Annotated in this window: 25 protein-coding genes; 12 read left to right on the top strand and 13 right to left on the bottom strand. The window is 67.1% G+C overall.

Features of this window, described 5'->3' with window-relative positions; genetic code table 11:
* Nucleotides 1-65 precede the first annotated feature (65 nt).
* The 5 genes from AC10V3_RS05780 to cysS all read right to left on the bottom strand — a co-directional run bounded on the left by AC10V3_RS05780 (nucleotide 66) and on the right by cysS (nucleotide 6,186).
* Complete coding sequence (locus tag AC10V3_RS05780; protein ID WP_041681294.1) at nucleotides 66-1,316, bottom strand: aspartate kinase; 1,251 nt, start codon at nucleotides 1,314-1,316, stop codon at nucleotides 66-68.
* Between the two features lie 120 nt (nucleotides 1,317-1,436).
* Nucleotides 1,437-2,900: a tRNA lysidine(34) synthetase TilS gene (gene tilS / locus AC10V3_RS05775; RefSeq protein WP_022534229.1), complete on the bottom strand. Its 1,464-nt coding sequence runs from the start codon at nucleotides 2,898-2,900 to the stop codon at nucleotides 1,437-1,439.
* Entirely contained in the window at nucleotides 2,866-3,837 is a 972-nt protein-coding gene (locus AC10V3_RS05770; RefSeq protein ID WP_022534228.1) for an acetyl-CoA carboxylase carboxyltransferase subunit alpha, read from the bottom strand. Before AC10V3_RS05770 ends, tilS begins: the two co-directional genes overlap by 35 nt.
* A 115-nt stretch (nucleotides 3,838-3,952) precedes the next feature.
* Nucleotides 3,953-4,801: a DNA-3-methyladenine glycosylase family protein gene (locus AC10V3_RS05765; RefSeq protein WP_041680978.1), complete on the bottom strand. Its 849-nt coding sequence runs from the start codon at nucleotides 4,799-4,801 to the stop codon at nucleotides 3,953-3,955.
* Nucleotides 4,798-6,186, bottom strand: coding sequence for a cysteine--tRNA ligase (gene cysS, locus AC10V3_RS05760; RefSeq protein ID WP_022534226.1), 1,389 nt, complete (start codon nucleotides 6,184-6,186; stop codon nucleotides 4,798-4,800). The genes AC10V3_RS05765 and cysS overlap by 4 nt, the downstream gene beginning before the upstream one ends.
* Before the next feature lie 292 nt (nucleotides 6,187-6,478).
* Between cysS and AC10V3_RS05755 the strand changes: the two genes are divergently transcribed.
* The 4 genes from AC10V3_RS05755 (at nucleotide 6,479) to AC10V3_RS05740 (ending at nucleotide 9,233) form a co-directional block, all read left to right on the top strand.
* Nucleotides 6,479-7,192 (top strand): tetratricopeptide repeat protein, encoded by a 714-nt coding sequence (locus AC10V3_RS05755; protein WP_490923252.1) that lies wholly within the window; start codon nucleotides 6,479-6,481, stop codon nucleotides 7,190-7,192.
* Nucleotides 7,193-7,262: 70 nt separating this feature from the next.
* Nucleotides 7,263-7,847 (top strand): peptidylprolyl isomerase, encoded by a 585-nt coding sequence (locus tag AC10V3_RS05750; protein WP_022534224.1) that lies wholly within the window; start codon nucleotides 7,263-7,265, stop codon nucleotides 7,845-7,847.
* 21 nt (nucleotides 7,848-7,868) lie between these two features.
* Nucleotides 7,869-8,369 (top strand): peptidylprolyl isomerase, encoded by a 501-nt coding sequence (locus AC10V3_RS05745; RefSeq protein ID WP_022534223.1) that lies wholly within the window; start codon nucleotides 7,869-7,871, stop codon nucleotides 8,367-8,369.
* Between the two features lie 66 nt (nucleotides 8,370-8,435).
* A complete protein-coding gene (locus tag AC10V3_RS05740) occupies nucleotides 8,436-9,233 on the top strand; it encodes a UDP-2,3-diacylglucosamine diphosphatase (protein WP_041680977.1) in 798 nt (265 codons plus the stop codon).
* Between the two features lie 61 nt (nucleotides 9,234-9,294).
* On the opposite strand, the gene cysE is transcribed toward AC10V3_RS05740, so the two are convergent.
* Nucleotides 9,295-10,038 carry a serine O-acetyltransferase gene (cysE, locus tag AC10V3_RS05735; protein WP_022534221.1) on the bottom strand — a complete coding sequence of 248 codons (744 nt, stop codon included), beginning with the start codon at nucleotides 10,036-10,038 and terminating at the stop codon, nucleotides 9,295-9,297.
* A 315-nt stretch (nucleotides 10,039-10,353) separates the two neighbouring features.
* Entirely contained in the window at nucleotides 10,354-11,289 is a 936-nt protein-coding gene (locus tag AC10V3_RS05730) for an RNA methyltransferase (protein WP_490923250.1), read from the bottom strand.
* A 117-nt stretch (nucleotides 11,290-11,406) separates the two neighbouring features.
* On the opposite strand from AC10V3_RS05730, the gene AC10V3_RS05725 reads away from it, so the two are divergent.
* From AC10V3_RS05725 to AC10V3_RS05700, 6 genes are all read left to right on the top strand, one after another.
* Nucleotides 11,407-12,225, top strand: coding sequence for an inositol monophosphatase family protein (locus AC10V3_RS05725; RefSeq protein ID WP_022534219.1), 819 nt, complete (start codon nucleotides 11,407-11,409; stop codon nucleotides 12,223-12,225).
* Between the two features lie 234 nt (nucleotides 12,226-12,459).
* Nucleotides 12,460-12,672 carry an HP1242/YdcH family protein gene (locus AC10V3_RS05720; RefSeq protein ID WP_022534218.1) on the top strand — a complete coding sequence of 71 codons (213 nt, stop codon included), beginning with the start codon at nucleotides 12,460-12,462 and terminating at the stop codon, nucleotides 12,670-12,672.
* 12 nt (nucleotides 12,673-12,684) lie between these two features.
* The gene (gene ppk2 / locus AC10V3_RS05715; RefSeq protein ID WP_490923247.1) at nucleotides 12,685-13,800 is read left to right on the top strand and encodes a polyphosphate kinase 2; all 1,116 of its coding nucleotides are present in this window, start codon (nucleotides 12,685-12,687) and stop codon (nucleotides 13,798-13,800) included.
* Nucleotides 13,801-13,877: 77 nt separating this feature from the next.
* Nucleotides 13,878-14,312 (top strand): universal stress protein, encoded by a 435-nt coding sequence (locus tag AC10V3_RS05710; RefSeq protein WP_022534216.1) that lies wholly within the window; start codon nucleotides 13,878-13,880, stop codon nucleotides 14,310-14,312.
* 260 nt (nucleotides 14,313-14,572) lie between these two features.
* Nucleotides 14,573-17,269: a DNA mismatch repair protein MutS gene (gene mutS, locus AC10V3_RS05705; RefSeq protein ID WP_349609400.1), complete on the top strand. Its 2,697-nt coding sequence runs from the start codon at nucleotides 14,573-14,575 to the stop codon at nucleotides 17,267-17,269.
* Nucleotides 17,266-18,297 carry a hypothetical protein gene (locus tag AC10V3_RS05700; protein ID WP_490923245.1) on the top strand — a complete coding sequence of 344 codons (1,032 nt, stop codon included), beginning with the start codon at nucleotides 17,266-17,268 and terminating at the stop codon, nucleotides 18,295-18,297. Before mutS ends, AC10V3_RS05700 begins: the two co-directional genes overlap by 4 nt.
* A gap of 75 nt (nucleotides 18,298-18,372) precedes the next feature.
* Here the strand turns inward: AC10V3_RS05700 and AC10V3_RS05695 are convergent, their stop codons facing one another.
* Nucleotides 18,373-18,900, bottom strand: a complete 528-nt coding sequence (locus AC10V3_RS05695) for an FKBP-type peptidyl-prolyl cis-trans isomerase (protein WP_022534213.1) — start codon at nucleotides 18,898-18,900, stop codon at nucleotides 18,373-18,375.
* An 11-nt stretch (nucleotides 18,901-18,911) separates the two neighbouring features.
* Between AC10V3_RS05695 and AC10V3_RS05690 the strand changes: the two genes are divergently transcribed.
* The gene (locus AC10V3_RS05690; RefSeq protein WP_022534212.1) at nucleotides 18,912-20,117 is read left to right on the top strand and encodes a cupin domain-containing protein; all 1,206 of its coding nucleotides are present in this window, start codon (nucleotides 18,912-18,914) and stop codon (nucleotides 20,115-20,117) included.
* Between the two features lie 199 nt (nucleotides 20,118-20,316).
* Complete coding sequence (locus tag AC10V3_RS05685) at nucleotides 20,317-20,553, top strand: hypothetical protein (protein ID WP_022534211.1); 237 nt, start codon at nucleotides 20,317-20,319, stop codon at nucleotides 20,551-20,553.
* A 97-nt stretch (nucleotides 20,554-20,650) separates the two neighbouring features.
* Here AC10V3_RS05685 and AC10V3_RS05680 read toward each other — a convergent pair whose 3' ends face one another.
* The 5 genes from AC10V3_RS05680 to AC10V3_RS05660 all read right to left on the bottom strand — a co-directional run bounded on the left by AC10V3_RS05680 (nucleotide 20,651) and on the right by AC10V3_RS05660 (nucleotide 25,103).
* On the bottom strand, nucleotides 20,651-21,439 hold the full coding sequence (locus tag AC10V3_RS05680) for an MBL fold metallo-hydrolase (protein ID WP_022534210.1): 789 nt from the start codon (nucleotides 21,437-21,439) through the stop codon (nucleotides 20,651-20,653).
* Nucleotides 21,440-21,512: 73 nt separating this feature from the next.
* On the bottom strand, nucleotides 21,513-22,748 hold the full coding sequence (bamC, locus tag AC10V3_RS05675) for an NlpB/DapX family lipoprotein (RefSeq protein ID WP_022534209.1): 1,236 nt from the start codon (nucleotides 22,746-22,748) through the stop codon (nucleotides 21,513-21,515).
* Between the two features lie 48 nt (nucleotides 22,749-22,796).
* A complete protein-coding gene (dapA, locus tag AC10V3_RS05670) occupies nucleotides 22,797-23,681 on the bottom strand; it encodes a 4-hydroxy-tetrahydrodipicolinate synthase (protein WP_022534208.1) in 885 nt (294 codons plus the stop codon).
* 136 nt (nucleotides 23,682-23,817) lie between these two features.
* On the bottom strand, nucleotides 23,818-24,408 hold the full coding sequence (locus tag AC10V3_RS05665; RefSeq protein WP_490923242.1) for a class I SAM-dependent methyltransferase: 591 nt from the start codon (nucleotides 24,406-24,408) through the stop codon (nucleotides 23,818-23,820).
* Between the two features lie 29 nt (nucleotides 24,409-24,437).
* Nucleotides 24,438-25,103 carry a site-2 protease family protein gene (locus AC10V3_RS05660; RefSeq protein ID WP_022534206.1) on the bottom strand — a complete coding sequence of 222 codons (666 nt, stop codon included), beginning with the start codon at nucleotides 25,101-25,103 and terminating at the stop codon, nucleotides 24,438-24,440.
* Between the last annotated feature and the right edge of the window lie 32 nt (nucleotides 25,104-25,135).

Raw genomic sequence — 25,135 nt, 5'->3', positions numbered from 1 at the left:
GGTCAACGAAAAATCGATGACACAACACAAAATCTGCTGCGCCGCCAGAAGTGTTCACGAACGGATCACGCCTGTTCCAGTTCGAAGGCCTTGTGCAGGGCGCGCACGGCCAGCTCCATGTACTTCTCGTCGATCAGGACCGAGATCTTGATTTCCGAGGTCGAGATCATCTGGATATTGATGCCCTCTTCCGACAGCGTGCGGAACATCTTGCTGGCGATGCCCACGTGCGAGCGCATGCCGACGCCGACCACCGACACCTTGGACACCTTCGGGTCGCCCGAGACGCTGCCGGCGCCGATATGCGACTTGACGCCGTCGTTCAGGATCGCCAGCGCGCGCTGGTAGTCGGCGCGCGGCACGGTGAAGGTGAAGTCGGTCTTGCCGTCGACGGACTGGTTCTGGATGATCATGTCGACGTCGATGTTGGCGTCGGCGATCGGGCCCAGGATCTGGTAGGCGATGCCCGGCTTGTCCGGCACGCCCAGAACGGTGATCTTCGCCTCGTCACGGGCAAAGGCGATGCCGGAGATGACGGCTGCTTCCATTTCAGACTCTTCCTCAAAAGTAATCAGCGTGCCCGAATGCATTTCCTGCTCGAGCGGCATAAGCGGGTCGGTCAGCGACGACAGCACGCGGGTCTTCACGCGGTACTTGCCGGCGAACTCCACGGAGCGGATCTGCAGCACCTTGGAGCCGAGGCTGGCCATTTCCAGCATTTCTTCGAAGGTGATCTGGTCCAGGCGGCGGGCGTCTTCCACCACGCGCGGGTCGGTGGTGTACACGCCGTCGACGTCGGTGTAGATCAGGCACTCGTCGGCTTCGATCGCAGCGGCGATGGCCACGGCCGAGGTGTCCGAGCCGCCACGGCCGAGCGTGGTGATGTTGCCGTCGTCGTCGATGCCCTGGAAGCCGGTGATCACGACCACGCGGCCGGCGTCGAGGTCGCCCAGGATGCGCTCGTCGTCGATCGATTCGATGCGGGCCTTGGTGTACGACGAATCGGTCTTCACCGGCACTTGCCAGCCGGTGTAGCTGACCGCGTCGATGTTCTCGCCGTGCAGCGCGATCGCCAGCAGCGCCACGCTGGCCTGTTCGCCGGTGGAGGCGAGCATGTCCAATTCACGCGGATTCGGCTGCGGCGAAATTTCCTTGGCGAGTCCTAGCAGGCGATTGGTCTCGCCCGACATGGCCGAAGGCACCACGACTACGCGGTGACCGGCGCGGTGCCATTTGGCCACGCGCTTGGCGACATTCTTGATGCGTTCCGTGGAACCCATCGAAGTGCCGCCGTATTTGTGAACGATGAGAGCCATCTTCTTGTCGACGCCAGCGATTGTGCAAAGCCCTTGAAAATACACGAACATGCCGTCTCAGGCAAGGCGGCGCGGGGCACCGGGCCGATCGGATGTGACCCGTGCGCCAGCTCGCCGGCCTTATCGGGGCGTTGCGGGCCCGACCGGCGGCAGCGGCTGCCATTCCACGCGCCAGCGCGGGGCGGCGGGCTCGGCCGGCCAGCGCCGGTGCATGCCGAGCCCCGCGGCCATCACCAGCGTGTCACCAGCCCACAGCAGCGGCAGCCAGGCCCGGCGCCAGGCCGGGATGCCGGCCTCCTGGCAGGCCTGCTTGAGCGCGCGCGCGGGGCCGCCCGGGTGCAGCACGATGCGCTCGCCGCCAGCGCGGGCGACCAGGCGCAAGGGCTGGCGCAGCACGGCTTCGGGCACGCCGAAGGTGTCATCACGGAAAAAGCGCAGTTCGCCCCGCCACGCTGGCACGACGATGCGGCCTTCGCCGCGCCAGTCCAGTGCCACGGGCGCGGGCGGCGCTGCGGGCGGCGGCGTGCAGGCCAGTACCCGGTCGCGGAAGCGGCGCAGCACCAGGCCGTCGTGCGGAATCGCGGGCTCACCACCATCGTGCATAACCAGTTGCTCCCGCATTGCCGCCAGGCGCGTGGTGGACGGCGCGCGCACGCCCAAGTCGCGCAGCCACAGGCGCAGCACGGCATCGGCATGGGCTGCGGACAGGGCGCGCAGCCCGTTCAGGTCGAGTTCGGAGAGCGTGTCGGCATCGCGGCCCGGACGGGCCAGTTGCGACAGCGCCGTGCCCGCCAGGTGGTCGATCAGCTGGCTGGCCTGCGCGAAATGCGCCGCGGCCTGGACCACGTTGGCGCGCAGCGCCGGAAAGGCCGACACCAGCGCGGGCAGGTGCATGCGCAAGGCATTGCGCGCGTAACGGACATCGGTATTGGACGGATCTTCGATCCATTGCAGCGCGTTCGCCGCGCAATAGGCATCGATCTCGTCGCGCGCCACGTCCAGCCACGGGCGCAGCAGCATGACGCCGCTCCGCTCGTCGAGCGGCCGCATGGCCGGCATCCCCGCCATGCCCGCGACACCCGCGCCGCGGAACAACCGCAGCAGCACGGTCTCGACCTGGTCGTCCTGGTGATGGGCAAACAGCAGCAGGCGCGCGCCGCTGTCGGCACACATCGCCGCCAGCGCGGCATAGCGCGCGCGGCGCGCGGCCGCTTCCACGCCCTCGCCCGCCTCCGGCTGCACCAACACGCGCCGGACAAAGTAGCCGACCTGCCACTGCGCGCACAGCGCGGTGCAGAAGCGGTCCCAGTCATCGGCAGCAGCCTGCAGGCCGTGATGGACATGCAGCGCCACCACGCGTGCGGCAGCGCCCCAGCCCGCCGCGGCCGCGCAGGCGGCATGCAGCAGCGCGACCGAATCGCGCCCGCCCGACAGCGCCACCGCGATTGTCAGCGCGCCCCCGCCCGCCGCCGCGCCGCCGCCAGAAACAACAAAGGCCGCACCAGCCTGGAGGGCCTGTGCGACCTTGTCGGTCAGCGGGGTGGACGGGTCAGTCCTGGACGCCGGTTTCCTTGAACTTGCCATAGGCGAGCAGGCGTTCGTAGCGGCGAGCCTGCAGCTCCTTCACGCTCATGCCCTGGAACTGGCGCAGCGACTCGGCCAGCGTGCGCTTGAGCAGCGCCGCCATGGCCTTGTGGTCGCGGTGCGCGCCGCCCAGCGGTTCGCTGACGATCTTGTCGATCAGGCCCAGCGCCTTCAGGCGGTGCGCGGTCAGGCCCAGCGCCTCGGCGGCTTCCGGGGCCTTCTCGGCGGTCTTCCACAGGATCGAGGCGCAGCCTTCGGGCGAGATCACCGCATAGGTGGCGAACTGCAGCATCTGCACCACGTCGCCCACGGCAATCGCCAGCGCGCCGCCCGAACCGCCTTCACCGATGATGGTGGCGATCAGGGGCACCTTCAGGCCGGCCATCACGTACAGGTTGTGGCCAATGGCTTCCGACTGGCCGCGCTCTTCGGCGTCGATGCCGGGGAATGCGCCCGGGGTGTCGACGAAGGTGAAGATCGGCAGGCCGAACTTGTCCGCCAGCTCCATCAGGCGCTTGGCCTTGCGGTAGCCCTCGGGCTTGGGCATGCCGAAATTGCGCAGGGCGCGCTCTTTCGTGTCACGGCCTTTCTGGTGACCGATCACCATGCACGACTGGCCGTTGAAACGCGCCAGGCCGCCGATGATCGACAGATCGTCGGCAAAGGTGCGGTCGCCGTGCAGTTCGTGGAAATCGGTGAAGATCTCGCGCACATAGTCCAGCGTGTAGGGACGCTGGGGGTGGCGGGCGATTTGCGCAACCTGCCACGGGGTCAGGTTGGCGTAGATATCTTTGGTCAGCTGCTGGCTCTTGCCGGCCAGCCGCGAAATCTCTTCGGAAATATCAACAGCCGAATCGTCCTGCACAAAGCGCAGTTCTTCGATCTTTGCCTCGAGTTCGGCAATGGGCTGCTCAAAATCCAGGAAGGTGGTTTTCATAAAATCACACGTACCTGTCTGTGAAGGGGCGCATTCTACCGGAATTTGGTCGCTATCTTAGCGCCTGCCAGATAGCCCGGACTGCACCTACCCCTAAATTTTCTTGCCGTAATGCCTAATACGTCACTGGTAGCGGGTCGAGACTGCGCCACATATACCACGTAGCCACGGTTCGCCACGGCTCCCAGTTGGCCGCGACTTCGCGCGCCTCGCTGCGGGTGACGGGTTCGCCGCTGAAATAGTTGGCGGAGATCGCGTTGATCAGGCCGATGTCGTCCAGCGGCAGCACGTTGGGCCGCATCAGGTTGAACATCAGGAACATCTCGGCGGTCCAGCGGCCGATGCCGCGGATCTGCGTCAGCTCCGCGATCACCGCTTCGTCGTCCATCTGCGCCCATTCGTCGACATGCACCGTGCCCGCCTTGAAGTGGTCGGCCAGGTCGATCAGGTATTCCCCCTTGCGCTTGGACAGGCCACAGCCAGCCAGCTTCTCGGGACCGGCGCGCAGGAACTGTGCCGGGGTCAGCTTGGGGCAGAGCGCATGCAGCCGCTCCCAAACGGACTGCGCCGCCTTGACCGAAATTTGCTGGCCCACCACCGCGCGAGCCAGCGTGACGAACGGATCGCCGCGCGACACCAGGTGCGCCGGGCCGTAGGTCGGGATCATCTTGCGCAGGATGCGGTCGCGCTTCATCAGGTCGGCGCAGGCCTCGTCCCAGTAGGCGGGGCGCACCGCATCGATGACGGTTTCGACCGGCAGCGGCACCGCGTCCACCTCGGGCAGCACGGCCTTCGCATTGCGCGCGGATTTTGCCGAGACCTTGGCCGGCTTGGCCGTATCCTGGCCATCAGGCAGCGGCGCCTCCTTGGCGCCAGCCTTGTCCGGGCGCGGACCGGCCGCCTTCCCCCGGCCCGTTGCGGCCGGCGGCGTGGCGGTGGCGGGCTTGCGCGCGGCAGCTTTCAAGCACGCCTCCACTCGGTGGCACCGCCCGGCTTGTCTTCCAGCACGATGCCCGCGGCCAGCAGTTCGGCGCGGATGCGGTCCGCTTCGGCGAAGTCGCGCTGGACCTTGGCGGTCTTGCGCGCGGCGATCAGCGTTTCGATCTGTTCGGGCGACGGGCCGTCGTCGGACTTGCCGCCCTGCAGGAAGGTGTGCGGGTCGCGCTCGAGCAGGCCCAGCGTACCGGCCAGGCCCTTGAGCTGGCGCGCGGCCGCGGTCGAGCCGGTGCGGTTGATTTCGCTGGCCAGGTCGAACAGCACCGCCATCGCGATCGGGGTGTTGAAGTCGTCGCCCATGGCCTCGGCAAAGCGCTTCGCGTGTGGCTCTTCCCAGTCCACCGCGCAGCCGCCGGGCTGGCTATCCTTGAGCGCGGTGTACAGGCGCGTGAGCGCGTGGCGCGCGTCGTCCAGGTGGGCGTCGCTGTAGTTCAGCGGGCTGCGGTAGTGCGCGCGCAGGATAAAGAAGCGTACGACCTCGGCGTCGTACGACTTCAAAACTTCCCGGATCGTGAAGAAATTGCCAAGCGACTTGGACATTTTCTCGTCGTTGATGCGCACGAACCCGTTGTGCATCCACATGTTGACGAAGGGCTTGCCGCTGGCTCCTTCGGACTGTGCGATCTCGTTTTCATGGTGCGGGAACTGCAGATCCGCCCCACCGCCATGGATGTCGAAGTGCTCGCCCAGCAGCGCGCAACTCATGGCGGAGCATTCAATGTGCCAGCCGGGGCGGCCAGCGCCCCACTTCGATTCCCACTTGCTCTCGGGCGGCTCGCTGGCCTTGGCCGATTTCCACAGCACGAAGTCCAGCGGGTCCTGCTTGGCGTCGTTGGCGCTGACGCGCTCGCCGGCGCGCAGGTCTTCCAGCGACTTGCCGGAGAGCTTGCCATAGCCGTCAAACTTGCGCACCGAATAGTTCACGTCGCCGTCGCTGGCCTGGTAGGCCAGGCCCTTCGCTTCCAGCTTGCCGATCATGTCGAGCATCTGCGGCACAAAGTCCGTGGCGCGTGGCTCGTGGTCGGGACGGATCACGCCCAACGCGGCGGCATCCTCGTGCATGTACTGGATGAAGCGCGTGGTCAACTGGCCGATGGTCTCGCCATTCTCGACGGCGCGGCGGATGATCTTGTCGTCGATGTCGGTGATGTTCTGCACATATGTCACGTCGTAGCCGGCGGCGCGCAGCCAGCGGTGCACCATGTCGAACACCACCATGACGCGCGCGTGGCCGACGTGACAGTAGTCGTACACCGTCATGCCGCACACATACATGCGGACCTTGCCGGGTTCGATCGGCACGAATGGCTGTTTCTCACGGGCGAGCGTGTTGTAGATGTTCAGAAGCTGCATGAAACGATGTGAGTGATGAGAGGAGACTGCCGGGTTCGCACAGCAGGCAACGCGGGTCCGTCCGCGCCCGCGCCACGGGCGCGCCGCTGGCACCAGCCGCGACCGCGTCGGCTGGCGCTGGCGCAAATCCGCCGCGCCCCATATCTTACCGGAAGGCGGTGTGCCAGTTGGTCGCGCGGCGTCGCTGGTCCGTGCGCCAGCCCGCCCGCAGGTCGGACCGCGCACGGGGCTGCTTTCGTGCCGGACTTGCCGCTTTGCTAGAATGCCGCGGAGTATAACGGACCCGTCTTCAATGAGCCTGCTGCTGCCCTCCCCGCCCCCCGCTGCCTGCAGCGCCCCTGCACGCAGACACGGCCCTCGCACCGCGCTGGCCATGCTGGCCCTGGCCGCCGCGCTGGCCGGCCCTGCGCATGCGCAGCACGGCCCGCTGTCGATCCCTGCGCCCACTTCCCCCGTCGACGGCATCCGCTCGCTCGACCCGGGCATGAGCGAGGCCCAGCAGGCCGCCAACGCGCGCCGCTATGACGAAGCCATCAAGGGCTTCGACCGGGTACTGGCGACCAATCCGCGCAACGCGCAGGCCCGCTTCCAGCGCGCCTGGGCACTGGCGCAGTCCCGCCGCGAGGATGCCGCGATCCAGGCCTTTGCCGAGATGGCGCAGGACTTCCCCGAACTGCCCGAGCCCCACAACAACCTGGCGCTGCTCTATGCCAAGCGTGGCGACCTGAAGCGCGCCGAGGCCGAACTGGTGCTGGCCACCGAGGTCAAACCCGCCTTTGCGATCGCCTATACCAACCTGGGCGACGTCTACCTCCGCCTGGCCGAGCAGAGCTACGCCGAGGCGCTGCGGCGCAACCCGGGTGATACCCGCGCCAGCGCCGCCCTGCGTCAACTGCGCGAGACCGCTGCGCCCGCAAGCCCGGCAACGCCGGCAGCGCCCGCCGGCGGCCGCAAGCCGGCACCTGCCGGCCGCCAGGCCCCGGCCAGCGCGCCGGCAGTCAACTGACGCCCCCATCCCGAAGGCCCGGACGCCGCGCGTCCAGGCCGTGTGTATCCAGACTTACCGGAGTTTCCCTATGATCCGTTCCCGTCGCATCGTCCTGGCCGCGCTGACGGCAGCCGCACTGGCCCTGTCGTCGTTCAGCGCCATGGCACAGCAGAAAGCCCCCGAGCGCGTCCAGTTCGTCACCAGCGCCGGCAAGTTCACGATTGAGCTGTACCCGGATGCGGCGCCGAAGACGGTTGCCAACTTCCTCGAGTATGTGAAGAGCGGCTTCTACAGCGGCACCATCTTCCACCGCGTGATCAACGGCTTCATGGTGCAGGGCGGCGGCTTCGACCGCGACATGAAGGAAAAGCCCACGCGCGCGCCGATCCCGCTGGAAGCGCGCGGCGGCCTGAAGAACAAGGCCGGCACGGTGGCCATGGCACGTACCAGCAACCCCGACTCGGCCACCGCGCAGTTCTTCGTCAATGTGGTGGATAATCCGAATCTCGACTACCCGCAGCCGGACGGCAACGGCTACGCAGTCTTCGGCAAGGTGGTGGAAGGCATGGACACGATCGACAAGATCAAGAGCGTGCCGACCACGGCCTACGGTCCCATGCGCAATGTGCCGGCCTCGCCGATCGTGATCGAGTCGGCCACTGTCGTCAAATAACACACCGAACAGAGGAAACCCATGTCCAAGGTACAGCTCCACACCAACCAGGGTGTCATCACTATCGAACTCGACGCCGAGAAGGCACCGAAATCGGTCGAGAACTTCCTGTCGTACGTCCGCAAGGGCCACTATGACAACACGATCTTCCACCGCGTGATCAAGAACTTCATGATCCAGGGCGGCGGCTTCGAGCCCGGCATGAAGCAAAAGGGCACCGACGCCCCGATCGAGAACGAAGCCGGCAACGGCCTGAAGAACGACCGCTACACCGTGGCAATGGCACGCACCAACGCGCCGCACTCGGCCACCGCGCAGTTCTTCATCAACGTGGTCGACAACGACTTCCTGAACTTCACCTCGCCCACGCCGCAAGGCTTCGGCTACGCCGTGTTCGGCAAGGTCGTCGAAGGCACCGAAGTGGTCGAGCAGATCAAGGGCGTGCGTACCGGCACCTCGGGCTTCCACCAGGATGTGCCGCTGGAAGACGTGGTGATCGAGAAGGCTGTCGTCGTCGAATAAGCCTATGCCTGCCGATTGCGGTTCCGTGCGCGCCCGCGTGCCGGCATTTTCCTACCGACACCACGCATGACCGCAATCTCCCGCACGCCGGTGGCCGGTCCCCTCGAGGTACAGGCGCCGGCGTGGTTCATTTCAGACCTGCATCTCACGCCGGGCATGCCACGCACGCTGGCGGCCTTCGAGCGCGTGCTCGAACGCGCCGCGCACGGCGCGCGCGCTCTCTTCATCCTGGGCGACTTCTTTGAATTCTGGATCGGCGACGAGGAAACCGACTCGCCGTTCGCGCAACGCGTGGCGGGCGCCCTGCGCTCGCTGGCCACGCGCGGGGTGGCCGTGTACCTGATGCACGGCAACCGCGACTTCCTGCTGGGCCAGCGCTTTGCCGCCGCCGCGGGTGCGACGCTGCTGCCCGACCCCACGGTGATCCACTGCGCCGGCGAGCGTGTCGTGCTGAGCCACGGCGACATGCTGTGCATCGACGACGAACGCTACAACCGTTTCCGCCGCTGGACCCGCAAGGGCTGGGTGCAGCGCGTGTTCCTGGCGCTGCCGCTGAGCGCGCGCTTGTCGATCGCACGCAAGTTGCGCGCCGATAGTGAAGGCAACCGTGCAAGGCAGCTAAACGCGGGCGCACCCGCGCCGGTGGTCTATGGCGATGTGGCGCCTGCGGCCGCGGCGGAGCTGCTGGGGGCAGCGGGAGCGTCGCTGCTGGTACATGGCCACACCCATCGGCCCGCACGCCATGAAGAGGCCGCGGGCGTGCGCTGGGTCCTTACCGACTGGGACCTGGATGGCGCCCATCCGCGCGCCGCGGTGCTGGAGCTCGACCGCGACGGCTTTCGGCTGCTGCCGCAGACGGACTGACGCAACTCCGCTCCAAAAAAAGCGGCCATTGCCGGCCGCTTTCTTTCCAATCCGCTTTCGCTCACTTCATCAGCTTGCGCAGCTCGCTCGCATCGAAGCGGTCGTTGGGCGTGTTTTCCAGATGCTCACCTAGCCGATCCAGCGCGGCCAGCACGGCCTCGATACGCTCATGCTGGCGCGCCGCATTGTCGATCAGGCTCTTGAGCGCCAGCGACACCGGATCGTCCGCATTGGGCGTGATGCCGTAGGCCGAGAACTCCTGCTTGGCGCCCTGCTGCGCGGCCGGCGCATCGGGCAGGATGATGCGGGCCGGCACGCCGACCGCGGTCGCTCCCGGCGGCACCGGTTTGAGCACCACCGCATTGGAACCCACACGCGCGCCATCGCCCACCACGAAACCACCCAGCACCTTGGCACCCGCGCTCACCACCACGTTGGCGCCCAGCGTCGGATGGCGCTTCTGGCCCTTGTACAACGAGGTCCCGCCCAGCGTCACGCCCTGGTAGATGGTGCAGTCGTCGCCGATCTCGGCGGTTTCGCCGATCACGACGCCCATGCCGTGGTCGATAAACACGCGCCGCCCCAACCGGACCGCCGGATGGATCTCGATGCCGGTCAGGAAGCGCGACCAGTGCGAAATCCATCGCCCCAGCCAGTGAAAGCCCCCGTTCCAGCAGGCGTGCGCAAAGCGGTGGAACACCACGGCATGCAGGCCGGGGTAGCAGGTCAGCACCTCCAGGCGGCTGCGCGCGGCGGGATCGCGCAGCATGATCGTGTCGATATCTTCCTTCAGGCGAGAGAACATCTTGGTCGTGTCGTGTTGCCGCGCCGTGCGCCGTGCCACGCGAGGCTTGCGCCAGGGGCAGGGTCGCCGGCGAGGTCGGTGGCCGGTGAGGACGGAATCAGGGGATCAGGGAGTGTAAGTGATTTGCCGACGCGGCTTTTGGCGCCAGCTTTTGGCCCCTGATCCGTCAGGGACATTGCAGCGATGCGGCGATCAACATCGCCCGGGCATGCGCAAACCCGCGGCCGCAGGCTGGCAGCACACGCGCTTGCCGCGTGCGCCTGCATCGTCCTGCATCGAATCGCTCCGGGTTGCTGCCACCTGTCCTTGCTCCTGTCACTGGCCCCCGTCAGTCGTCCCATCGGGGGCCGGCTTGTCCTTCGCGGCCAGCAGCATGTACTTGGCGATGCCGCGCAGGATATTCACTTCTTCGCGCTCCAGGCCGCTGCGGGCCAGCAGCCGGCGCAGCCGCGTCATCAGCTTGCGCGGGTTGGACGGATCGAGAAAACCGATCGCCTCTAGGCCCGACTGCAGATGCCCGAACATGGCCTCGACCTGTTCGGCCGTGGCCGGCTCACCAGCATAGCCGATATTGGCGCCCGCGTCCGACGGCGCGCCGGGCGCGTTGGCCGCGTCCAGCAGCGCCAGCCGCAACTCGTAGGCCACCAGCTGCACCGCCTGCGCCAGGTTCAGCGAGGTATAGGCCGGATTGGCCGGGATATGCGTGACGGCCATGCAGCGTTCGACCACCTCGTTGGGCAGGCCGTAGCGCTCGTTGCCGAATACGAAGGCGATGTCGCCGCTCCCGGCCAGTGTCTGGCACGCGCGTTCCGCCGCCGCGCGCGGCAGCAGCCGGGGCGGGCCGAACTCGCGCTGGCGCGCGGTCATGGCCACGGTCAGCGCCGCGCCGGCCAGCGCCGCATCGATCTGGTCGACGATGGTGGCGCCCGCCAGCACATCGTCGGCGCCGCTGGCCATGGCAATGGCGTCGGGATGGCGCAGCACATCGGGCTCGCGCGGCGAAACCAGCACCAGGGTGCCGAAGCCCATGGTCTTGATCGCGCGTGCCACCGAGCCGACATTGCCCGGGTGGCTGGTCTCGACCAGCACAAAGCGGACGCGGCCGAAGGCATCGCGCTGGGCGCCGCCTGCGTCTGGCTGCGCGGCGGATGGGGACTGGCTCGTATCGATGGCCGGGTTCATATACAATTCGGGGTTCTTCTTTGGCGCGGCGCCAGGTATTTGCTTGCTCGCGAGACTTTCGCGGCACATATCAGACCAGCGACGCCCGACGTTCTTCTACAATCCGTTGTGTTGTCAGCTGCCCATGAGCGGGCGCGCGGTGCCATGGCGCCCCGCCGCTTCATCGTGGCCGGCCTGGAGAGATTCATGCATCCGATGCTTAATATCGCCATCAAGGCGGCCCGCAAGGCGGGTTCCATCATCAACCGCGCGTCGCTCGACGTCGATCTGGTGCGCGTCTCGCGCAAGCAACACAACGATTTCGTTACCGAGGTGGACCGCGCCGCCGAAGCCGCGATCATCGAGGTCATCCGCACCGCCTACCCGGAACACGCCATTCTAGCGGAAGAGTCCGGCCAGTCCTGGGCCGAGGGCGAAGTCGCGCACGAGTACACCTGGGTCATCGACCCGCTGGACGGCACCACCAACTTCATCCACGGCTTCCCCCAGTACGCGGTCTCGATCGCCCAGCTGCACCGCGGCACGCCGGTGCAGGCGGTGGTCTACGACCCGACCCGCGACGAACTGTTCACCGCCACCAAGGGTGCCGGCGCCTTCCTGAACAACCGCCGCATCCGCGTTACACGCCGCGACAAGCTGGCCGACTGCCTGATCGGCACGGGCTTCCCCTTCCGCGACCTGGAAGGCGTCGAGGAATACCTGGAAATCTTCTCGCTGATGACGCGTAGCTGCGCCGGCCTGCGCCGCCCTGGCGCGGCCGCGCTGGACCTGGCCTACGTGGCCTGCGGCCGCCTGGACGGCTTCTTCGAGCGCGGCCTGAAGCCGTGGGACATGGCCGCCGGCATGCTGCTGATCACCGAATCGGGCGGCCTGGTCGGCAACTACGCCGGCGAGCCGCGCCAGATGGAACAAGGTGAAGTGCTGGCCGGCAACCCCAAGGCATTCGCCCAGATGGTGCGTCTGCTGTCGCCGTTCTCGCTCGACAACGCCAAGCCTGCCGCCTGATACCGGTATATGGCCGCCTGACGGCCATGCCGCGCAAACGCCCGCCGCACTCCGGCGGGCGTTTTGCTTTCTACCTTCTGCACGGGCCTGTGGCCCCATCTCGCCAGCGCGCCAGAGACTCTTCCCATACCCCGGACGGCCATGATCCTGGTCAAGGTCGCGCCGCCCTGCTCTCCCCAGAATGAAACCATGCGCCACGCACTGTGCGTGCGGCACCAGCAGAGGAGAGCCAGGATGTTTCCCGAATACCGCGACCAGATCTCGGCCCTGAAGACCCAGGACGCCCACTTCGCCCGCCTGTTCCACCGCCACAATGCGCTGGACCAGGAAATCCGCAACATGGAGGCCGGCATCGTGCCCGCCGCCACCTTCGAGATCGAGCGGCTCAAGAAGGAAAAGCTGCAGATCAAGGACCAGCTCTACGAAATCCTGCGCAACGCTGCCTGAGGGAGGACGGCAATGACGGACCAGGACACCACCCCGCCCCCCTCCCACACTGCAGCGCCGCCGCGTGCCCGTGCCGCCGCCAGAGGCGACGTGCTGCCGACCAACTCCGCGCTTTCCGCCGAACGCAATGAAGTCGGCAGCGCCGTGGACGCCGCCGTGCAACTGGTGGCCAGCAGCATGCAGGACATCCTCGTCAGCCGCGCCGGGCAAGGCGCCGGCATGCTGGACGCGATGCGCACGCTGCTCGACGGCCTCGCGCCAGATGAAGCCGCGCAGCTGCGCAGCCTGATCCTCGAAGGCGACCCGGCGGCCTGGCAGGCCGGCCGCAAGCGCCATCCGGACGACGAACTTTCCGCGGGCTGGCGCGAGGGCGCGTACCCGTACCAGAACCTGATGTCGCGGTGCAATTACGAAAAGCAGAAGTACCGGCTGCAGGTGGAGTTGCTCAAGTTCCAGGCGTGGGTGCGCGAAACCGGCCACCGTGTAGTGATCGTCTTCGAAGGCCGCGATGCCGCCGGCAAGGGCGGCACCATCAAACGCTTCATGGAACACATGAATCCGCGCGGAGCACGCGTGGTCGCACTGGAAAAGCCGACCGAGTCCGAACGCGGCCAGTGGTACTTCCAGCGCTACGTCCAGCACCTGCCCGCCGCGGGCGAGATCGTGCTGTTCGACCGGTCCTGGTACAACCGTGCCGGGATCGAGCACGTGATGGGCTTCTGCTCGCAGCAGGAGTACCAGGAATTCCTGCAGCAGGCGCCCGAGTTCGAGCGGCACCTGGTGCGCAGCGGCATCCACCTGTTCAAGTTCTGGTTCTCGGTGAGCCAGAAGGAACAGCGCCGGCGCTTCCGCGAGCGCGAGATCCATCCGCTCAAGCAATGGAAGCTGAGCCCGGTCGACGTGGCCTCGCTGGACAAGTGGGACGACTACACCCGCGCCAAGGAGGCGATGTTCGCCCACACCGATACCGCCGATGCGCCGTGGACCGTGATCCGCTCGGACTGCAAGAAGCGCGCGCGGCTCAATGCGCTGCGCTACATCCTGGCGCGCTTTCCCTACGCCAACCGCGATACCACCGCCATCGGCCAGCCCGATCCGCTGATCGTCGGGCGCGCACTGGCCAACTGAACCCGGCGCCGCCGCCATGCCGCGGTGGCGCCTGCGGGATTCCCGCCATTTCTCCGTCCCTTACTTCAAAGGCCCCTATGTTCAAGCACATCCTGCTTCCCGTCGATGGTTCCGAGCTTTCGCAGAAGGCCGTGTCAGCCGCCATCCAGTTTGCCCGCACCGCCGCCGCGCGCCTCACGCCCTATATGTGCGTGGAGACGTACCCCTACTCGCTGACCAGCGACAGCAGCCATGAGAAGCGCGAGGTGTTCCAGCAACGCGTGGAAGCGCAGGCGCGCCAGGAACTCGCCAGGATCGAGGCCGCGGCGGCGCTGGCCGGCGTGCCGTGCAGCGGGCACGTGTCGGCGGCCATGGCGCCGTACCGCGGCATCATCAACGCCGCGCGCGAGCTGGACTGCGACGTGATCTTCATGGCCTCGCACGGCCGCCGGGGCATCAGCGGGCTGCTGCTGGGCAGCGAGACGCAGAAGGTGCTGACCCATAGCGACGTGCCGGTGCTGGTGTTCCGCTGATGGCGCACTGCTGACGGGATATCCGGCGCCAAAGACACCGTGGCGTCGCGCCCGATTTGGCGCGGCAGCCGGGGCCCCGTGCTGTACCATATCGCCCATACTCGAAAACGCCCCCTTCGCGCACGGCCCCAGGCCGTCGGACGACCGCCCTGCAGGCCCTGAAGGGCCCCGCGCGGCCGCTATCCGGACCGCGCCAGGGTGGCGATCCGTGCGGAGTGGGCGGCACAGCGCAGCCCCACCGCCAGACAAGCAAAATGGCAATGGGATTGCAGAAGAAAACAGACCCCGAACAGGTACAGGCGCAGGTAGATTCGGGCGCCAGCCGTCACACGCCGATGATGCAGCAATACCTTCGCATCAAGGCAGACCACCCCGACACCCTGCTGTTCTACCGCATGGGTGACTTCTACGAGCTCTTCCACGACGACGCGGAGAAGGCGGCCCGCCTGCTCGATATCACGCTGACCGCCCGCGGCGCCTCCAACGGCGTGCCGATCCGCATGGCGGGCATCCCCTTCCATTCGGCGGACCAGTACCTGGCGCGCCTGGTCAAGCTGGGCGAGTCGGTGGCGATCTGCGAGCAGATCGGCGACCCGGCCACCAGCAAGGGGCCGGTGGAGCGCAAGGTGGTGCGGATCGTCACCCCGGGCACGCTGACCGATGCCGCGCTGCTGCCGGACAAGGCCGATACCTTCCTGATGGCCGTGCACCAGCAGACCACGCGCCGCGGGATCAGCAAGACCGGGCTGGCATGGCTGAACCTGGCCAGCGGCGAGCTGCGCCTGATGGAATGCGAGGTGGCGCAGCTGGGCCGCGAGCTGGAGCGCATCCGCCCGGCCGAGCTGCTGTACGCCGATGGCATCGAGCTGCCCGCGCTGGCGTGCGCGCGTACCCGCCTGCCCGAATGGCATTTTGACCAGGATGCCGGCACGCGGCGGCTGCGCGAGCAGCTGGGCGTGGCCAGCCTGGACCCGTTCGGCTGTGCCGGCTTGGGCGCGGCGCTGGGTGCCGCCGGAGCGCTGCTGAACTACGCCGCCACCACGCAGGGCCAGTCGCTGCGCCATGTGCAGGGCGTGAAAGTCGAGCGCGAATCGGAGTACGTCGGCATCGACTCGGCCACGCGCCGCAACCTGGAGCTGACCGAGACGCTGCGCGGCGGCGAGTCGCCGACGCTGTTCTCGCTGCTCGACACCTGCTGCACGGCGATGGGCAGCCGCGCGCTGCGCCACTGGCTGCACCACCCGCTGCGCGACCCCGCGGTACCGCAGGCACGCCAGCAAGCGATCGGCGAGCTGATCGACCAGGGCACCGATGCACTGCGCGCGGCGCTGCGCCGTCTGGCCGATGTCGAGCGCATTACCGCGCGGCTGGCGCTGCTGGGCGCGCGCCCGCGCGACCTGTCCTCGCTGCGCGATACGCTGCGCGCGCTGCCTGACGTGCAGGCCTGCATCCGCGCCGGCGACGACAGCGTCCTGCTGGCCCGGACGTTGGACGAACTGGCCGTGCCGCAGGCCTGCCTGGACCTGCTGGTGCGCGCCGTCGCCGAAGAGCCGGCCACCGTGGTGCGCGACGGCGGCGTGATCGCGCGCGGCTACGACAAGGACCTGGACGAGCTGCGCGACATTTCCGAGAACTGCGGCCAGTTCCTGATCGACCTGGAAGCGCGCGAACGCACCCGCACCGGCATCGCCAACCTGCGCGTCGAGTTCAACCGCGTGCACGGCTTCTATATCGAGGTCACCAACGGCCAGGCCGACAAGGTGCCGGACGATTACCGCCGCCGCCAGACGCTGAAGAACGCCGAGCGCTACATCACGCCCGAGCTGAAGGCGTTCGAGGACAAGGCGCTGTCGGCGCAGGACCGCGCGCTGGCGCGCGAGAAGCAGCTCTACGACGGCCTGCTGCAGGCGCTGCTGCCGCATATCGGCGAGCTGCAGCGCGTGGCGGGCGCACTGGCGCGGCTGGACGTGCTGGCGGCGCTGGCCGAGCGCGCGCAGACGCTGGACTGGTCCGCGCCGGAGCGCGTGGCCGAGAACGTCATCGATATCGTGCAGGGCCGTCACCCGGTGGTGGAAGGCCAGCTCGCAGCGGAATCGGTGGCGTTTATCGCCAACGACTGCCAGCTCAATGAAGCGCGCAAGCTGCTGCTGATCACGGGCCCGAACATGGGCGGTAAATCGACCTTCATGCGCCAGACCGCGCTGATCGTGCTGCTGGCCTGCGTGGGCGCCTATGTGCCGGCGCGGCGCGCGGTGATCGGGCCGATTGACCGCATCTTCACCCGCATCGGCGCCGCCGACGACCTGGCGGGCGGGCGCTCCACCTTCATGGTGGAGATGACCGAGGCCGCCGGCATCCTGCACCATGCCACGCCGGCGTCGCTGGTGCTGATGGACGAGATCGGGCGCGGTACTTCCACCTTCGACGGGCTGGCGCTGGCGTGGGCGATCGCGCGCCACCTGCTGTCGCACAACCGCAGCCATACGCTGTTCGCCACGCACTATTTCGAGCTGACGCAACTGCCGCAGGAATTCCCGCAGGCGGCCAACGTGCACCTGTCGGCGGTCGAGCATGGCGACGGCATCGTGTTCCTGCACGCGGTGCAGGACGGCCCCGCCAGCCAGAGCTACGGCCTGCAGGTGGCGCAGCTGGCGGGCGTGCCGCAGCCGGTGATCCGCGCCGCGCGCAAGCACCTGGCGTGGCTGGAGCAGCAATCGGCCGATGCCACGCCCACGCCGCAACTGGACCTGTTTGCCGCGCCGCCGATGCCGGACAGCGACGAGGACGAGGACGCATACGCAGCGGCCGCGGCGCCTGCAGCACGCCTTGCGCCCGAACAGGCCGCCGTCATCGATGCCCTGACTGACCTGGACCCGGACAGCCTGACGCCGCGCGCCGCGCTGGAGGCGCTATACCGGCTCAAGGCGCTCGCAGGCGAGGCGGTCGACACGGCATGAACGCCTCGCGTCGGGCCCTGATTGCCCTGCTGCTGCCGCTGCTGTGCGCGGCCGGCACGGCGTGGGCCGCGCCGGCCGGCCGCGGTGGCAAGACTGCACCGCCCAAGCCGCGGGTGACGCGCATCGCGCTGACCGCCGACCTGCCGCAATGGCCTGCCGCCGAAGCCAATGCGGCGGCGCTGCTCGACTATTTCGCCGAGCGCAAGCTCGACCTGGTGATCCACGCTGGCGGCATCAAGGGCGATACGGAATCGTGCAGCGATGCGGTGCTGACCAGCCGCCAGCAGCTGCTGAACCAGTCGCCGCTGCCGCTGGTCTACGTGCCCGGCGAGACCGACTGGGCCGAATGCAAGCTGCCGGTCAACGGCAGCTTTGACGCGGTCGAACGGCTGAACCGGCTGCGCGAATTGTTCTTCCCCGAGGACGCCACGCTGGGCCGCCATCCGCGGGCCGTGCTGAGGCAATCGGACCAGGCGCTGTTCCGCAGCTTTCGCGAGAACATGCGCCTGAGCGTGGGCGAGGTCCTGATCGTCGGCCTGAACGTGCCCGGCGACAACAACCACTACCGCAACGAGGGCGGGCGCAACAGCGAGTTCGAGGACCGGCGCGAGGCCAACCGGCAGTGGCTGGCGCGTGCGTTCTCGGTGGCGCGGCAGCGGGACATGGACGGCATCGTGGTGGTCGCGCACGGTGACCCGCACTTTGCCAACGGCTGGGAGAAGAAAGGCCGCCCGTCGCTGCTGGACGGCTTCCTGCGGCACCGCACGCGCGATGGCTATCTCGAGTTCAAGCGCCAGCTGCGCGAGCTGGCCGCGCGTTTCCGCGGCCAGGTGCTGCTGGTGCATGCCGGCGAGAACGGCTTCGGCATCGACAAGCCATTGCGCGATACCGCCGGCAAACCCCTGCAGAACTTCACGCGCGTGTCGCTGCCGAACGACACGGTGTCGCAGTGGGTCGAGCTGGTGATCACGCCAGGCGCGGGGTCGCCGTTCTCGGTGGTGCTCAAGGACGCGCCGACCGTTCACTGAACATGTTCGCTGCCGCCACGGAAATGAAAAAGCCGGCGCTAAGCCGGCTTTTCCATGGGGCCCTGGGGAGCAAAATCAATGCAGCGTGCGCGGGGTATCGTCGTCCTCGTCCTCGTCCACCACCTCGACGCCGGAAGCGCCATGGGCGTGGCCGTGCTCGATTTCCTCGGCGGTGGCTTCGCGCACTTCGGCAACCTTCAGCCAGAAGCGCAGCGACATGCCAGCCAGCGGATGGTTGCCGTCCAGCACCACCTTGTCTTCGGCCACGTCGGTCACTGTGTAGATGACGGAATCTTCTTCGTCGCCATCTTCCGGCATGCCTTCGAACTGCATGCCGACTTCCAGCGGCTCGGGGAAACGGTTGCGCGGCTCGACCTTTACCAGATCGGCATCGTAGTCGCCGAACGCGTCATCCGGCTCCAGCTGCAACTGGGTTTCGAAGCCTGTGTCATGGCCGTCGAGCGCTTCCTCGATCTTGGGGAACGTGCCATCATACCCGCCGTGCAAATAGACCATGGCTTCATCTGACTCCTCGATCAGATTGCCCTGCGCGTCCGAAAGCTTGTACATCACGGACACTACCGTGTTCTTAGCGATTTTCAATTCTTGACTCCATGAACGATTCCGCATTATACGCGCAGGCCCTGCCCCCTGGCCCCGTCGATCCAGACACTCCGCTCGGCCTGCTCGGTGGCATGACGCCTGCTGCATTCATGCGGGATGTCTGGCACCAAAAGCCTTTGCTCATTCGACAGGCGGTGCCTGAAATCGTGCCGCCTGTGTCGCGCGATGCCCTTTTTGACCTTGCCGACCGCGACGATGTCGAATCGCGACTGGTGACGCACTTCCGCAACCGCTGGAAGCTCGAACATGGTCCATTTGCGCGCGAAAACCTGCCCGCCGTCAAGACCCGACAGTGGACTTTGCTGGTGCAGGGCGTGAACCTGCACGATGCCGCTGCAGCGGAACTGATGGGCCGCTTCCGTTTCGTGCCCGATGCGCGCCTGGACGACCTGATGATCAGCTACGCCACCGACGGCGGTGGCGTAGGCCCGCACTTCGATTCCTACGACGTGTTCCTGCTGCAAGTCTCGGGCCGGCGACGCTGGCGCATCTCGTCGCAGACCAGCCTGGAGCTGGTGCCCGACATGCCGCTGAAGATCCTTGCCGACTTCAGCGCCGAACAGGAATGGGTGCTGGAGCCCGGCGACATGCTGTACCTGCCGCCGCAATACGCGCACGACGGCATTGCCGAGGGCGAATGCATGACCTGCTCGATCGGTTTCCGCGCCCCGGCGTATCGCGAACTGGCCGGGCATTTCCTCGCATGGCTCTCAGAAACGGTCGAGGACAACGAAGACCTTGGCGGCCGTTATGCCGACCCCGGCGAGCGCGCCGCGGCACGTCCCGCGCAATTGCCCGCGGGCATGGCCAAGGCCGTCGCCGAACGCCTGAAGGCGCTGCAATGGAACAGCCAGATGGTGTCTGAATTTCTGGGCAGCCACTTGTCCGAGCCCAAGCCCGGCGTCGAGTTTGCCGAGATATCCGACATTCCCCCGCGCCGTTATGCGAAACTGGCGGCCCAGCACGGCGTCGTGCTTGCACCGGCATCGATTGCGCTTTACGACCGGGCCAATTTCTTTCTGAATGGCGAAGCTTACGAGCCCCCGTCAGAACTGATGCCCTGGCTGAAAAAATTGGCCGATTATCGCCACCTTAGTGGCGAAGATGTTGCAGCCTGCGCGGACTTGCCAGACCTGCTGGAAACTTTCCATCACTGGGCGCTTGAAGGATGGTTACTATTGGGGCCGCGCCTGTAATAATGCGTAACAATGCGAATCAGCAAATTTCTGCGCTACACAAGCCGGGAAAACGCGGATATAATCGGCGGCTGGCTAGTACTGTGGACCACTGCATATGTCGGCACCCGGGAGGGCCTCTATTTTGCAGTTCAAGAGCGATAATTACCGGTAATTATTCATCGCCTGTTTTCCGTTATTACAAGTTAAAGGACGAACAATGAAGAAGTCTCTCCTGATCGCATCGCTGCTGGCCGCTGTTGCTCTCGCCGCCTGCGGCAAGAAGGAAGAACCGGCTGCTCCGGCCGCTGACACGGCTGCTCCGGCTGCCGCCGCTCCGGCTGCTGAAGCTTCGGCTCCGGCTGCACCGGCTGCTGCCGCTGCTGACGCATCGGCTCCGGCTGCTGACGCTTCGGCTCCGGCCGCTGACGCTTCGGCTCCGGCTGCCAAGCAGTAATCGGTTTCTCACCGATAAAAAAACCGGCCTTCGGGCCGGTTTTTTTATTTGGCGCGCCGCCACGCTACTGCGGCCGCCGCTTGTACATCCCGCCGCGTCAGGCACGCACCGCCTGCCAGCCCAGCCCCTCATCCTGATCCGCCACCAGCACATCAGCCGGCAGCGCACCCAATGCAGTCGCCAGCGCGCCGGTGGCCAGTTCGCGCGTGTTGTTCTGCTTGCTCAGATGGGCCGCGACCACGCGGTTCAGGCCTGCATGGGCCACCTGCCCCAGGATGCTCGCCGCCACTTCATTGGCCAGGTGGCCGAAGTCGCCGCCGATGCGCCGCTTCAGCGAAGCCGGATAAACCGAATTGCGCAGCATCTCGCGGTCATGGTTGCATTCCAGCACCAGGGCGTCGACGCCTGACAGGCGCGCCGTCACGTAGGGCGTTTCCATCCCCGCATCCGTCAGCACGCCCAGCCGCGCCTGTCCGTCGGACAGCACGAACTGCAGCGGCTCGCGCGCGTCATGCGGCACGGTGTACGGCATCACCTGCAGGCTGCCGATGCCGAACGCATGGTCAGCGCAGCAGACCCGCACGTCGGCCACGTCGGCGCCGCGCAGATGCGAAGTGGCCAGCCAGGTGCCGTGGCTGGTGTAGACGGTCAGGCGATGACGGGCCGCGAATGCGTAGGCCGAGCCGACATGGTCGCCGTGCTCGTGCGTCACCAGCACCGCGTCAAGCTGGTCCGGCGTGACGCCCAGGCGCTCCAGGCGCCGGGCGGTCTCGCGGATGCCGAAACCGCAGTCCAGCAGTACGCGGGTGGTGGTGGTGTCTTCGCGGGATTCGATCAGCAGCGAGTTGCCCTCGCTGCCGCTGCCAAGGAAGGCAAAGCGCATCATGGATGCGCCCGCCCTGGCCTGCCCTGCCGACGCGTCGCGCGCCGGCCGGTTGATATGCCGGTCACCTGCCGGCTCAGTGCAGTTGCTCGTCGAGCAGCGACAGGATGCGCTTGCCGATTTCGCCGCTCTCGGGCTGGCCGGCGTCGTTGAGCACCGTCACCAGGGTACCGCTGCCGGTGCCCTTGAGCGACACGCGGTACTTCTTGGCGGTCTTGGGATCTTCCGGCTTGGTGAACAGCTTGGAGAAGAAGCCGCGGCTGTCGGCAACGGTGCGCGGGTCGACATAGCGCACGTAGTACAGCCCCTGGGCGCGGTCGCGGTCTTCAACGGTGAAGTTGACGCGATCCAGCGACAGCCCGACCGAGCGCCAGGCGCGGTCGAACGGTTCGGGGATCTGCAGCGCCGGGGCGCCGTTGACCTGGGCCAGGTACGACTTGCCCGTCGCCGCGCCTTCTGCCGGGGCAGCGGTGCCCGCGGCAGCAGCAGCGGTACCGGTAGCAGCAGGAGCTGCGGCATTGCCGGCAGCAGCCGGGTTCTTGGCCATGCGGTCGGCCTGCTCCTTCTGCACGCCCAGGCGCTGCGCCAGGCGCGACAGGAATTCGGCTTCCAGCTCGGGATCGGCCGGACGCGGGGTCCACACGGTGCTGGACTTGTCGATGCCGGTCAGTTGCTCCTGCGCACCGCGGTGGCTGATGAAGACCTCCAGCGTGCCGTTCTGCGAGCGCTCGACCCGGGTGCGGAACTTGTCGCGCTCCGAGGTCGAGTACAGGCCATCGAACACCTTGCCGATGGTGTTGCGGATGATGTCCTGCGGGATCTTGGCGCGGTTCTCGGCCCAGTCGGTTTCCATGATGCCGGTCTCGGGCGAGTCCTGCACCAGCAGGAAACCGCTTTCCTGCCAGAAGCCGCGCAGCTGCTGCCACAGCTGGTCGCCGCGCATGCCGTTGCTGATCACCAGCCAGCGCGTGTTGCCGTCACGCTCCATGCGGATGCCCTGCGCGGAGGGCAGCACGTTCTCGGTCGGGGATTGCTCGCGTACCTTCGTGGCCTGGCTGTAGTTCGACAGCGTCGAGGTACCGTTCTGGTCGGGCACCGAATAGCGGCGATCGCCCTCCAGCTTGGTCAGATCGGGCGGGATATCCAGCGTAGGCGTGCGCTTCGAGGCCGACGACTTGTAGTCGATCTTGTCGGGCTGCATCGCCTCGTTGATGCTGCTGCAGCCGGTAATCACGCCCGCGGCGAGCACGGGCACAACCAGAGCGGCGCGGCGGACTTGCGTCGCGCCGCGGCGGTTAAGCTTCAGTTTCATTGACACGCAATCCTAGTTGAGCGAGCGACAGCAAGACGCCGCGGAAAATCAGGCCAGCAGGCCGGCGGCGGCCAGTGCCTTGCGTACGGTTTCGTGGTTGTCCTCGGACAGCGGGGTCAGCGGCAGGCGGATACCGCCTTCCATCCTGCCCATCTGCTGCAGCGCCCACTTGACCGGGATCGGATTGGCTTCGACGAACATGGCCTTGTTTAGTCCGATCAGTTCCATATGCAGGCGGCGTGCGGTGACGACATCGCCCTTGAGCGCCGCGACGCACATCTCGTGCATCTTGCGCGGCGCCACGTTCGCGGTGACCGAGATATTACCGTGGCCGCCCAGCAGGATCAGCGCAACGGCCGTGGGGTCGTCGCCGCTGTAGATGGCAAAGCCTTCCGGCGCGTCCTTGATCAGTTGCGCGGCGCGGTCGATATTGCCCGTGGCTTCCTTCACGCCAACGATGCCCGGCACCTGCGCCAGGCGCAGGATGGTCTCGTTGCTCATGTCCGCGACCGTGCGGCCCGGCACGTTGTATAGCAGCACCGGCAGGTCCACCGCTTCCGCGATGGTGCGGAAATGGCGGTACATGCCTTCCTGGGTCGGCTTGTTGTAGTATGGCACGACCTGCAGCGACGCATCGGCGCCCACCTTCTTGGCGAAAGCCGTCAGCTCGATGGCTTCCTTGGTGGAATTGCCGCCGGTACCTGCGATGATCGGGATGCGCTTGCCGGCCTGTTCCACGGCGACGCGGACCAGTTCGCAGTGCTCCTCGACGGTAACCGTCGGGGACTCGCCAGTGGTGCCCACGATCACGATGCCGTCGGTGCCTTCGGCCACGTGCCAGTCGACCAGTGCGCGCAGGGCCGGGAAGTCCAGGCTGCCGTCCTCATGCATCGGGGTGACAATGGCGACAATGCTGCCGGTAATCTGTGTCATAAGGTTAGGGATTCGGGATGCGAATAACGGGATTGTACCGGAACCGCAGGTCGCTTCGACCGCTGTCCGGACAGGGGTTGCTACCAACTGTATCAACGTGTGCAGCGGCATTCTCGCCGACCGCCCGAGGCCAGGGTCACGGGTCCAGGCGGTAGCGTGCAGGGGCAGCCGCATCGTCGGCGGAATCCGCCGCGCGCACCGCACATAGCCGCTGCACGAAGGCTGTTTTCGGCACTTCGATGACGCCATCCTCATAGGCGATCACGCGCAGGCCGTGCGCATTCGCCACCTCGAGCAATTCGCCCGGTCGCAGCAGGAAATCCGGCCGCGACGGCTTGCCGACGCTTTCGTTGCCCACGGCAAAGGTCTCGTACAGCCACACGCCGCCCGGCGCCAGCGCGGCGGCCAAGTGCGGCCACAGCGGCCGGTGCAGATAGTTGGTGACGACGATGGCGTCGAACGGCGCCTCCCCTGCCAGCGGCCAGCCGCCCTGCTCCAGGCCGGCCACGCGGCCACTGACGCCCGCCGGCAGGCCGGCGATGGCGTCGGCATCGCGGTCGACCGCCAGCACCGCATGGCCACGCGCGACCAGCCAGGCGGCATGGCGGCCGCTGCCGCAGGCCAGGTCGAGCACGCGTGCGCCCGGGCGCAGCAGGTGGGCCCAGCGCGTGACCCAGCGAGATGGTTCTGAAAGTCCGGCATGCGATGCGGGTTGCAGCGGCATCATGGCATTACACCTCCCATTACCCCTTCCGCTCACTGCAGCAGCATCACGATCGGGCGCAGCATCAGCTCGATCAGCGACATCAGCACGTTGACCACCGGCGTCATCCAGATCGTGGTGATCACGCCCGCCGCCACCAGCGCCAGCACCACGAAGATGCCATAAGGCTCGATGCGGGAAACCGCGCGGGCTATGCGCTGCGGCAGCAGCGCGGTCAGCACGCGGCCGCCGTCCAAAGGCGGCACCGGGAACAGGTTGAAGGCGGCCACCACCAGGTTGACGCGCACGCCGGCCAGCGCCATCTCGCCGAAGAACGGTTCGCGCACGCCACCCCAGGTCAGGCCGATCGCCAGCAGCACCCAGACGAAGGCTTGCACCACGTTGCTGGCGGGCCCGGCCAGCGCCACCCACATGCCGTGCCAGCGCGGATTGCGCAGGCGCTCGAACACCACCGGCACCGGCTTGGCATAGCCGAACACGAACTGGCCGCTGGTCATGATGTAGAGCAGCAACGGCACCGCGACCGTGCCGATCGGGTCGATGTGGCGGATGGGGTTCAGGCTGACGCGCCCAAGCGCGTAGGCCGTGTTGTCGCCAAAGAGCTTGGCCACGTAGCCGTGCGAGGCCTCGTGCAGCGTGATGGCAAACAGCACCGGCAGGGCATAGACCGCGAAGGTCTGGATAAGGGAGGAATCCATGGTCCCTATTGTAACGGCCCGGCAAGCTGCCA

This window comes from Cupriavidus sp. PB-02, from assembly GCF_058252315.1.
This window is presented reverse-complemented; position numbering and strand designations above follow the sequence as displayed.

What these genes read in the sequence shown, in the direction of transcription:
- AC10V3_RS05780 (WP_041681294.1), bottom strand. Translation starts at nt 1,316, where the DNA reads ATGGCTCTCATCGTTCACAAATACGGCGGCACTTCGATGGGTTCCACG.
- tilS (WP_022534229.1), bottom strand. Translation starts at nt 2,900, where the DNA reads ATGGCAAGTTCAAGGAAACCGGCGTCCAGGACTGACCCGTCCACCCCG.
- AC10V3_RS05770 (WP_022534228.1), bottom strand. Translation starts at nt 3,837, where the DNA reads ATGAAAACCACCTTCCTGGATTTTGAGCAGCCCATTGCCGAACTCGAG.
- cysS (WP_022534226.1), bottom strand. Translation starts at nt 6,186, where the DNA reads ATGCAGCTTCTGAACATCTACAACACGCTCGCCCGTGAGAAACAGCCA.
- AC10V3_RS05755 (WP_490923252.1), top strand. Translation starts at nt 6,479, where the DNA reads ATGAGCCTGCTGCTGCCCTCCCCGCCCCCCGCTGCCTGCAGCGCCCCT.
- AC10V3_RS05750 (WP_022534224.1), top strand. Translation starts at nt 7,263, where the DNA reads ATGATCCGTTCCCGTCGCATCGTCCTGGCCGCGCTGACGGCAGCCGCA.
- AC10V3_RS05745 (WP_022534223.1), top strand. Translation starts at nt 7,869, where the DNA reads ATGTCCAAGGTACAGCTCCACACCAACCAGGGTGTCATCACTATCGAA.
- AC10V3_RS05740 (WP_041680977.1), top strand. Translation starts at nt 8,436, where the DNA reads ATGACCGCAATCTCCCGCACGCCGGTGGCCGGTCCCCTCGAGGTACAG.
- cysE (WP_022534221.1), bottom strand. Translation starts at nt 10,038, where the DNA reads ATGTTCTCTCGCCTGAAGGAAGATATCGACACGATCATGCTGCGCGAT.
- AC10V3_RS05730 (WP_490923250.1), bottom strand. Translation starts at nt 11,289, where the DNA reads ATGTGCCGCGAAAGTCTCGCGAGCAAGCAAATACCTGGCGCCGCGCCA.
- AC10V3_RS05725 (WP_022534219.1), top strand. Translation starts at nt 11,407, where the DNA reads ATGCATCCGATGCTTAATATCGCCATCAAGGCGGCCCGCAAGGCGGGT.
- AC10V3_RS05720 (WP_022534218.1), top strand. Translation starts at nt 12,460, where the DNA reads ATGTTTCCCGAATACCGCGACCAGATCTCGGCCCTGAAGACCCAGGAC.
- ppk2 (WP_490923247.1), top strand. Translation starts at nt 12,685, where the DNA reads ATGACGGACCAGGACACCACCCCGCCCCCCTCCCACACTGCAGCGCCG.
- AC10V3_RS05710 (WP_022534216.1), top strand. Translation starts at nt 13,878, where the DNA reads ATGTTCAAGCACATCCTGCTTCCCGTCGATGGTTCCGAGCTTTCGCAG.
- mutS (WP_349609400.1), top strand. Translation starts at nt 14,573, where the DNA reads ATGGGATTGCAGAAGAAAACAGACCCCGAACAGGTACAGGCGCAGGTA.
- AC10V3_RS05700 (WP_490923245.1), top strand. Translation starts at nt 17,266, where the DNA reads ATGAACGCCTCGCGTCGGGCCCTGATTGCCCTGCTGCTGCCGCTGCTG.
- AC10V3_RS05690 (WP_022534212.1), top strand. Translation starts at nt 18,912, where the DNA reads ATGAACGATTCCGCATTATACGCGCAGGCCCTGCCCCCTGGCCCCGTC.
- AC10V3_RS05685 (WP_022534211.1), top strand. Translation starts at nt 20,317, where the DNA reads ATGAAGAAGTCTCTCCTGATCGCATCGCTGCTGGCCGCTGTTGCTCTC.
- AC10V3_RS05680 (WP_022534210.1), bottom strand. Translation starts at nt 21,439, where the DNA reads ATGATGCGCTTTGCCTTCCTTGGCAGCGGCAGCGAGGGCAACTCGCTG.
- bamC (WP_022534209.1), bottom strand. Translation starts at nt 22,748, where the DNA reads ATGAAACTGAAGCTTAACCGCCGCGGCGCGACGCAAGTCCGCCGCGCC.
- dapA (WP_022534208.1), bottom strand. Translation starts at nt 23,681, where the DNA reads ATGACACAGATTACCGGCAGCATTGTCGCCATTGTCACCCCGATGCAT.
- AC10V3_RS05665 (WP_490923242.1), bottom strand. Translation starts at nt 24,408, where the DNA reads ATGATGCCGCTGCAACCCGCATCGCATGCCGGACTTTCAGAACCATCT.
- AC10V3_RS05660 (WP_022534206.1), bottom strand. Translation starts at nt 25,103, where the DNA reads ATGGATTCCTCCCTTATCCAGACCTTCGCGGTCTATGCCCTGCCGGTG.